The organism is Methanobrevibacter sp., from assembly GCF_045586545.1.
GTDB lineage: Archaea > Methanobacteriota > Methanobacteria > Methanobacteriales > Methanobacteriaceae > Methanocatella.
The window spans coordinates 1-6,972 of the sequence record NZ_JAZNAN010000116.1; the positions used below are offsets into that span (position 1 = coordinate 1).

Genomic DNA, 6,972 nt, shown 5'->3' on the forward strand with positions numbered 1-6,972 from the left:
CAGTGCTTGTTAAGTCATTTATTCCAGCAGCCTCTGTTATTGCTGACAAAACAATGTCGTTTAGTGATGTTGGAACACCATTATGCGTAATTTTTATTTGCATTATTGCTTTTGAAACAAAAGGTGTTATTGCCCCAGCAATTAAAACCCCCACAACAAAAGTTGCAAGGCGCAAAGATTTTTTCTTGATGCCAACAAGTCCTTTAACAAAACCCAACACCAAAAATAACGCAAATACAATGTTTAATATTAATGCAATTAAACCAACGTCCATTTTTATTCTCCTATTTAAATATTTCTTTTAGAGCCATATAACAAAGCCTTTTTATATATAAAACTCAATATATAATATCATAATACTTTGAATGATAAAAATTTGGGATTCATTAGTATTATAAAAAATTAATTAAAAGGGAATAAAAGAGGTTGATAATATGAGTTCATCTTTTAAAAGTCCAGTTGAAACTGCAAAAGCAATTTCAGCAACAGCTGGAGCAAAAGACTCTGCAAATATTGTAAATGTAATATTACTCTCCTTTTTAGCAGGAGCATATATTGCATTTGGTGGTTTATTAGCTGTAGTAGCAAGCGCAGGCATGTTAAAAGCAGGCGCTCCTATCGGTTTAGAAAAATTCGTATTCGGTGCAGTGTTCCCTGTAGGTTTGATTATTGTTGTACTTGCAGGATCTGAATTATTCACTGGAAACGTAATGTTCATGACCCTTGGTGTTTTAGATGGTACCGCTTCTATCGGTGGTCTCGCTAAAAACTGGGTAATCAGTTGGATATTTAACTTTGTAGGTGCATTATTCGTTGCTTACGTTCTCGCTTTCATGGGAGGTATCGCTCCTACTGATACCGCAGCACCAGCATACGCTATTTCTGCAAAAGCAATTGCTGTAGCAGAAGGTAAAGTTACCATGCCATTCTTAACCGCAATGATTAAGGGTATTGGTTGTAACTGGCTTGTATGTTTAGCTGTATGGTTAGCTAACGCATCTGATGATATCATCGGTAAAATCGTTGGTATTTGGTTCCCAATCATGGCGTTTGTATGTATCGGATTTGAGCACAGTGTTGCAAACATGTTCTTCATACCATTAGGTATGTTCTTAGGTGCTGAAGGTGTAAACTGGGGTACTATCATCATTAACAACTTAGTTCCAGTAACCATCGGTAACATTATTGGAGGAGCAGTCTTTGTAGCATGTATCTACTGGTACACTTACCTTAAAGACTAAGCTAGTAAATTTAAATAAAGAAGCTTTTTAAAGCTTCTTTTAAATTATTTTATATAAAATATATTTTGGAGATTATAAAATGGTTGAGATTAAATATGTACCAACAATTTGTCCATACTGTGGTACAGGATGTGGACTTAACTTCGTTGTAAAAGACGGAAAAATTGTTGGTGTAGAACCTTTAAAAAGACACCCTGTAAACGAGGGTAAAGTATGTCCAAAAGGAAACTTTGGATACCAATTTATTAATAGGGAAGACAGATTAACTACTCCTTTAATTAAAGAAAATGGTGAATTCAGAGAAGCTTCTTGGGATGAAGCATTAGACCTTGTTGCTAACAAACTCAAAGAAGTATCTGACGAAGATCCAAACAAAGTTGGATTCTACGCATGTGCTCGTTCACCTAACGAAAACATTTATATTACTCAAAAATTAGCAAGAGTAGCTTGTGGTACTCAAAATGTAGACCACTGTGCACGTATTTGTCACGGTCCTACCGTAGCAGGTTTAGCTACCACTTTCGGATCAGGTGCTATGACCAACGGATTCGACAGTATTAAAGAAGCTGACTACATTTTCTGTATTGGTTCAAACAACATGGAAGCACACCCATTGTTCGGACGTAAAATGATCCAAGCAAAACAAAACGGTGCTAAATTAGTTGTATTAGACCCAAGATTTACTCCTACTGCTAAAATCGCAGACGAATATGTTCAATTTGAAACCGGTACTGACGTAGCTTTAATGAATGCTATGATTAAAGTCATCATCGACAATGACTTGCAAGATGATGAGTTTATCGCTAACAGAACTAAAGGTTACGAAGAAATGAAAGAAACCGTTCAAAAATACACTTTAGAAATGGCTTCTGAAATCACCGGTATTAAACCTGAAGTTATTGAACACTTAGCTATTGATTATGCAACAGCTGGAAAAGCTGCTATCGTATACTCATTAGGTATTACTGAACACTCCCACGGTGCTGACAACGTTATGTCCACTGCAAACCTTGCAATGTTAACTGGTAACATTGGTAAACAAGGTACTGGTGTAAACCCATTAAGAGGACAAAACAACGTACAAGGTGCTTGTGATATGGGTGCATTACCTTCCGATTACGTAGGTTACAGAAAAGTTAAAGACCCAGAAACTACCGCATGGTTCAACGACTACTACAGTGGATACGGTTACGAAGTAAACTTACCAACCACTCCTGGTTTAACCTTAGTAGAAATGATGAACGCTGCTCACGCTGGTGACTTAAAAGTATTATACATCCACGGGGAAGACCCAGTTCTCTCTGATGCAGACGTAGCACACACAAAAGAAGCACTTGAAAACTTAGAAATGTTAGTTGTACAAGAATGTTTCTTAACCGATACCGCACAATGTGCTGATGTAGTACTTCCTGCAGCAGGTTGGGGTGAACAAGAAGGTACCTTCACCAGTGGTGAAAGAAGAGTACAATGCTTACACAAAGCACAAGAACCTCCTGAAGGTGCATGGGTAGACTGGAAAATCATGGAAGAAATCGCTGTTAGAATGGGCGTTCCTAGAGAATTATTCCACTACGAAACTGCTCAAGACATCTTTGAAGAAATCAGAGAATGTGCTCCTATCATGGCAGGTATGAACCGTGAAAGATTAGACACTCCTGAAGCACTTCACTGGCCTTGTCCTTCCGAAGACGACCCATGTCAACCATTAATGCACATAGAAAAATTCGCACACCCTGATGGTTTAGGTGTCTTCCAAGCATTAGAACACAAAGGTCCTGTTGAAACTGTAGATGAAGAATACCCATTATTATTAACTACTACAAGAATCTTGTTCCACTATCACGCTGCAATGACCAGAAGATGTGAAACCTTAAGTAACGAAGTTAAAACTGGATTCATCGAAATTAACACCAAAGATGCTGAAGCTAGAGGAATCTTAAACGGTGAAGTTGTAAGAGCTTTCTCAAGAAGAGGAGAAATCGCAATTCCTGCTCGTGTAACTGATGACATCAGAGAAGGTATTGTAAACATTCCAATGCACTTCGTAGAATGTGCTGCAAATGTATTAACCAACTCCGACTCTTTCGACCCTAAATCCAAAATGGTTGAATTAAAAGCTTGTGCTATCCAAGTAGAAAAACTCCCTGAAGTAGTTGAAATGAAAGGAGAAGTCTACAAAGAAGGTACTGACACTGAAATTAAAGCTGAAAACATGGCAACTACTACCATTAAAGTAGGTAAATAAATGAGGAGTAGATTTAAATGAGCGCAAAAATTAACGATATGTTTTACGCATACTCTGCTATTGAAGATATCAAAGAAAAAGGAGAGTACGGTGGAGTAGTTACTACTATCATGAAATACTTATTAGAAGAAGGTATTGTTGACGGTGTTGTCGGTGTAACCGAAGGTCACGATATTTATGATGGTGTTCCAACTCTCATCACTGACCCTGCTGAAGTTATCAAAACTGCAGGTTCCATTCACTGTGGTACTTTAAACATTGCTAAATTCGTATCCAAATACTTAGATGGTGCAAGATACATGAAATTAGCAGTCGCATGTAAACCATGTGATGCAATGACCATCCGTGAATTAATGAAAAAAGGAAAAATCATCGAAGACAACGTAATTATGATCGGTGTAAACTGTGGCGGAACTATGTCACCTGTTCCAACCATGAACATGATTAGAGATGTATACGAATTAGATCCTAAAGACGTTATCAAAGAAGAAATTTCCAAAGGAAAACTCATCATGGAAACAGCTGAAGGCGAAAAAGGAATCAAAATTGATGAGTTAGAAGAACAAGGTATGGGAAGAAGAGAAAACTGTCAAAGATGTAATCTCAAAATCCCTTCCAACGCTGACTTAGCTTTAGGTAACTGGGGAGTTATTGGTGAATTAGCTGGAAAAGCTACTTTCGTTGAAGTATTCTCCGACAAAGGTGCAGAAGTATTAGACAAAGTTATTGAAGCTGGTTTAATTGAAACTACTGCTCCTGAAGAAAAAGGTGTAAAAATCAGAGAAAACATCAACAACTTCATGCTTAAAGAATCCCAAGCTAAAAAAGATGTTGATTACGCAGGTACTACTGGAGACATCATCGATGTATTCTATCAATACGAAGACGAATTCTCCAAATGTATGAAATGTTACGGCTGTCGTGAAGCATGTCCATTATGTTTCTGTGAAGACTGCTGTCTCGAAGCTGAAGGTCCTGAATGGGTACCTGGTGGATACACTCCTGCAGCTCCATTCTTCCACTTAACACGTTTAGTACACATGGTTGACGCATGTACCAACTGTGGACAATGTTCCGAAGTATGTCCATGTGAAATCCCTGTAGCTAAAGTATGGAGTACCGTAAACAACAAAGTAAGAGAAATCTACGGATACATCCCAGGTATGGGCAGTGACGACCCACTTCCATTCACTGATCACGTATCCAAAGCTAAATGGTTATAATTAGGGAATTTCCCTATTATATACCTTTTTTCTTTTTTTTGATATCAAAAATTAACAGTGTTATATTTTAGTTTAAAAAAATAATAAAGATTAGGTATTGAATGGTTCACGTTTGTCAATACCATTTAAGAAAATCTCTTCTAATTCTTCTTCGCTTTTACCATTTCTAACATGTGAAATCAATTCAACAAGGTTATCATTTCTTAAAAGACATGGTTTGATTTTCCCGTCAGGAGTTATCCTTAATCTGGAACAATTTGCGCAAAAGCTAGAGTTGTCAACTGGTCTGACTATCTCGATTTCTCCATCGTTTATGTAATATTTTTTACGGCCTTGCATAAACTTGCGTTCTCTTACATCATCAGCCATATCAGCCAATCTTTTTTCAATGGAATCAAGCGGATAGTGATATTCGGAACTGAATTTATCATCATCGCAGTTTTCACTTTCAATCAACTCGATTAGCTGTAGGATTATGCCGTTTTCTCTGCAGAACTTAAACATGTCTTTAATTTCATTGGTGTTAATGTCTTTCATTACTACCATATTTATTTTAACTGGATATAGCCCAACTTCAACAGCCTTTAGGATACCTGCTTTGGCTTCTTTTAGATAATCCATGCTGGTTACATACTTGTATGTGTCACGGTTTAGGGTATCCAGGCTAACATTAACCCTATCAAGACCGGCATTTTTTAAGCCTTCTGCATATTTTTCAAGCAGCACACCATTTGTTGTAAGTGAAATGTCTTTAAAATCAAGACTTGCAATCTTTTCAACAATTTCAACAATATCCTTTCTAATTAATGGATCTCCACCGGATAGCCTAATCTTTCTAACACCAATTTTTTTGGCTATTTTGCATATGGTATATAACTCATCAGGAGTCATTTCGTCTTTGGAGGAGACCATTCCGTCATGGTGGCAGTATAGGCAGTTTTCATTGCATCTATTTGTTATTGTAATCCTTAGTGAAAGAATTGGCCTATCAAATTTGTCTTTAACTACATCTTCTAACATCTTATTCTTCCACCCTAATTACTATTTCTTTAATTTCTTCATCGATTTTCAGTGAGTTAATAACTGCATAGATTGTTTCTTTTAAAATTCCTGATGTAAATTTATTGATTTCAACATCATGGCCATTTGTTTTAATAGCGATTTTTGAGTTTTCCATTTCCCCATATTCAATATCTGTAATGGTGATGTCGATTGTTTTTACATTATCCTCAGTTTTTATTGAGTTAATCATGGCTTTAATGGAGTTTGAAACAATTTTAGTAGCAAATTCATTCAATTCAAGATTTTTACCATTGATTAAAACATTACATTTTGCATCTATTGGATTTGGTTTGGTTTCAGCTGATGGGATTATCAATTCGATTTTTCCTATTTTTTCAACATTGAACTCTTCAAGGTTCAATGTGCTTATAACTCCAATCACGCTTTGCTTTAGATAATCGCTGACAAACCTATTCAGGCCAACTACATTACCATCTATTGAAAGATAGCTTTCAACGTCATCCAAATCATCAACACTCAAGTTTCCTTTGCGTATTTCACGGGCTATGTTTTCACTATCATTGAATCCACAGTTGTTTGCAAATAGGGTATCAACAATATCATGGCCTCTCTCTTCAATGAGGTCAACCAATTCCTCTACACCTTTTTGGTCTATTGTGAATGAATTTACTTCCTTGATGGTGTATTCGTCTCTTACTTCAGGGGAAGTGATAATCTTAGGGTAATTGTATCTTTTGAATCCTTCAATAACTACAAAATCAACGTCATCTAGGTGTTTTATTAAGAATAGTAATCTGTTCAAGTCCATTTCCTTTCTTACATTGAAGAATGTAGTTGAACCAATACCTACCACAACTTCAGATCCGGCCTGTTTATGTTTCCAGGTATCAGTATTTTCTTTGTCCATTTCCATTGTGTGGTGTGAATGTTTGATGGATCCTACTTTATAACCTCTTTTGGTTAACTCTTCAATAACTTTGACAGTTAGTGAAGTCTTTCCCGTATTTTTTCTTCCAACTATAGATACAATTTTCATATGTTTTCTCCCCTCATAGTTATATTGTCCTTTTTCTTAATTAATTATTTCTAAAGGTACCGTGTAGTTACTACCCGTAAAATTTCAATTATATCTCTTCATATTTTCTTTGAATTTAAGATTCAAGTATTAATTTTTTGTTATTTCATTGTAATAAAAATCTAAGCTTTAATTTACTAATATTTTCTAAAATGATTTAATAAT

6 protein-coding genes are annotated in these 6,972 nt (G+C 36.1%); 3 read left to right on the forward strand and 3 right to left on the reverse strand.

All coding sequences use genetic code 11. The annotated features are described in order from the left end of the window. Positions 1 to 274, reverse strand: a 274-nt coding sequence (locus ACKI3D_RS08780; protein ID WP_407393789.1) for a hypothetical protein, incomplete at its 3' end; no start/stop codon positions are given. A 160-nt stretch (positions 275 to 434) separates the two neighbouring features. Between ACKI3D_RS08780 and ACKI3D_RS08785 the strand changes: the two genes are divergently transcribed. The 3 genes from ACKI3D_RS08785 to ACKI3D_RS08795 all read left to right on the forward strand — a co-directional run bounded on the left by ACKI3D_RS08785 (position 435) and on the right by ACKI3D_RS08795 (position 4,709). Next, complete coding sequence (locus ACKI3D_RS08785) at positions 435 to 1,241, forward strand: formate/nitrite transporter family protein (protein WP_407393791.1); 807 nt, start codon at positions 435 to 437, stop codon at positions 1,239 to 1,241. 79 nt (positions 1,242 to 1,320) lie between these two features. Then, a complete protein-coding gene (gene fdhF, locus ACKI3D_RS08790) occupies positions 1,321 to 3,486 on the forward strand; it encodes a formate dehydrogenase subunit alpha (protein ID WP_407393793.1) in 2,166 nt (721 codons plus the stop codon). 17 nt (positions 3,487 to 3,503) lie between these two features. Then, positions 3,504 to 4,709, forward strand: a complete 1,206-nt coding sequence (locus ACKI3D_RS08795; RefSeq protein ID WP_407393795.1) for a Coenzyme F420 hydrogenase/dehydrogenase, beta subunit C-terminal domain — start codon at positions 3,504 to 3,506, stop codon at positions 4,707 to 4,709. Positions 4,710 to 4,799: 90 nt separating this feature from the next. Here ACKI3D_RS08795 and moaA read toward each other — a convergent pair whose 3' ends face one another. Continuing rightward, positions 4,800 to 5,729 carry a GTP 3',8-cyclase MoaA gene (moaA, locus tag ACKI3D_RS08800; protein ID WP_407393796.1) on the reverse strand — a complete coding sequence of 310 codons (930 nt, stop codon included), beginning with the start codon at positions 5,727 to 5,729 and terminating at the stop codon, positions 4,800 to 4,802. A 1-nt stretch (position 5,730) separates the two neighbouring features. Beyond that, complete coding sequence (mobB, locus tag ACKI3D_RS08805) at positions 5,731 to 6,768, reverse strand: molybdopterin-guanine dinucleotide biosynthesis protein B (protein WP_407393797.1); 1,038 nt, start codon at positions 6,766 to 6,768, stop codon at positions 5,731 to 5,733. Positions 6,769 to 6,972 lie beyond the last annotated feature (204 nt).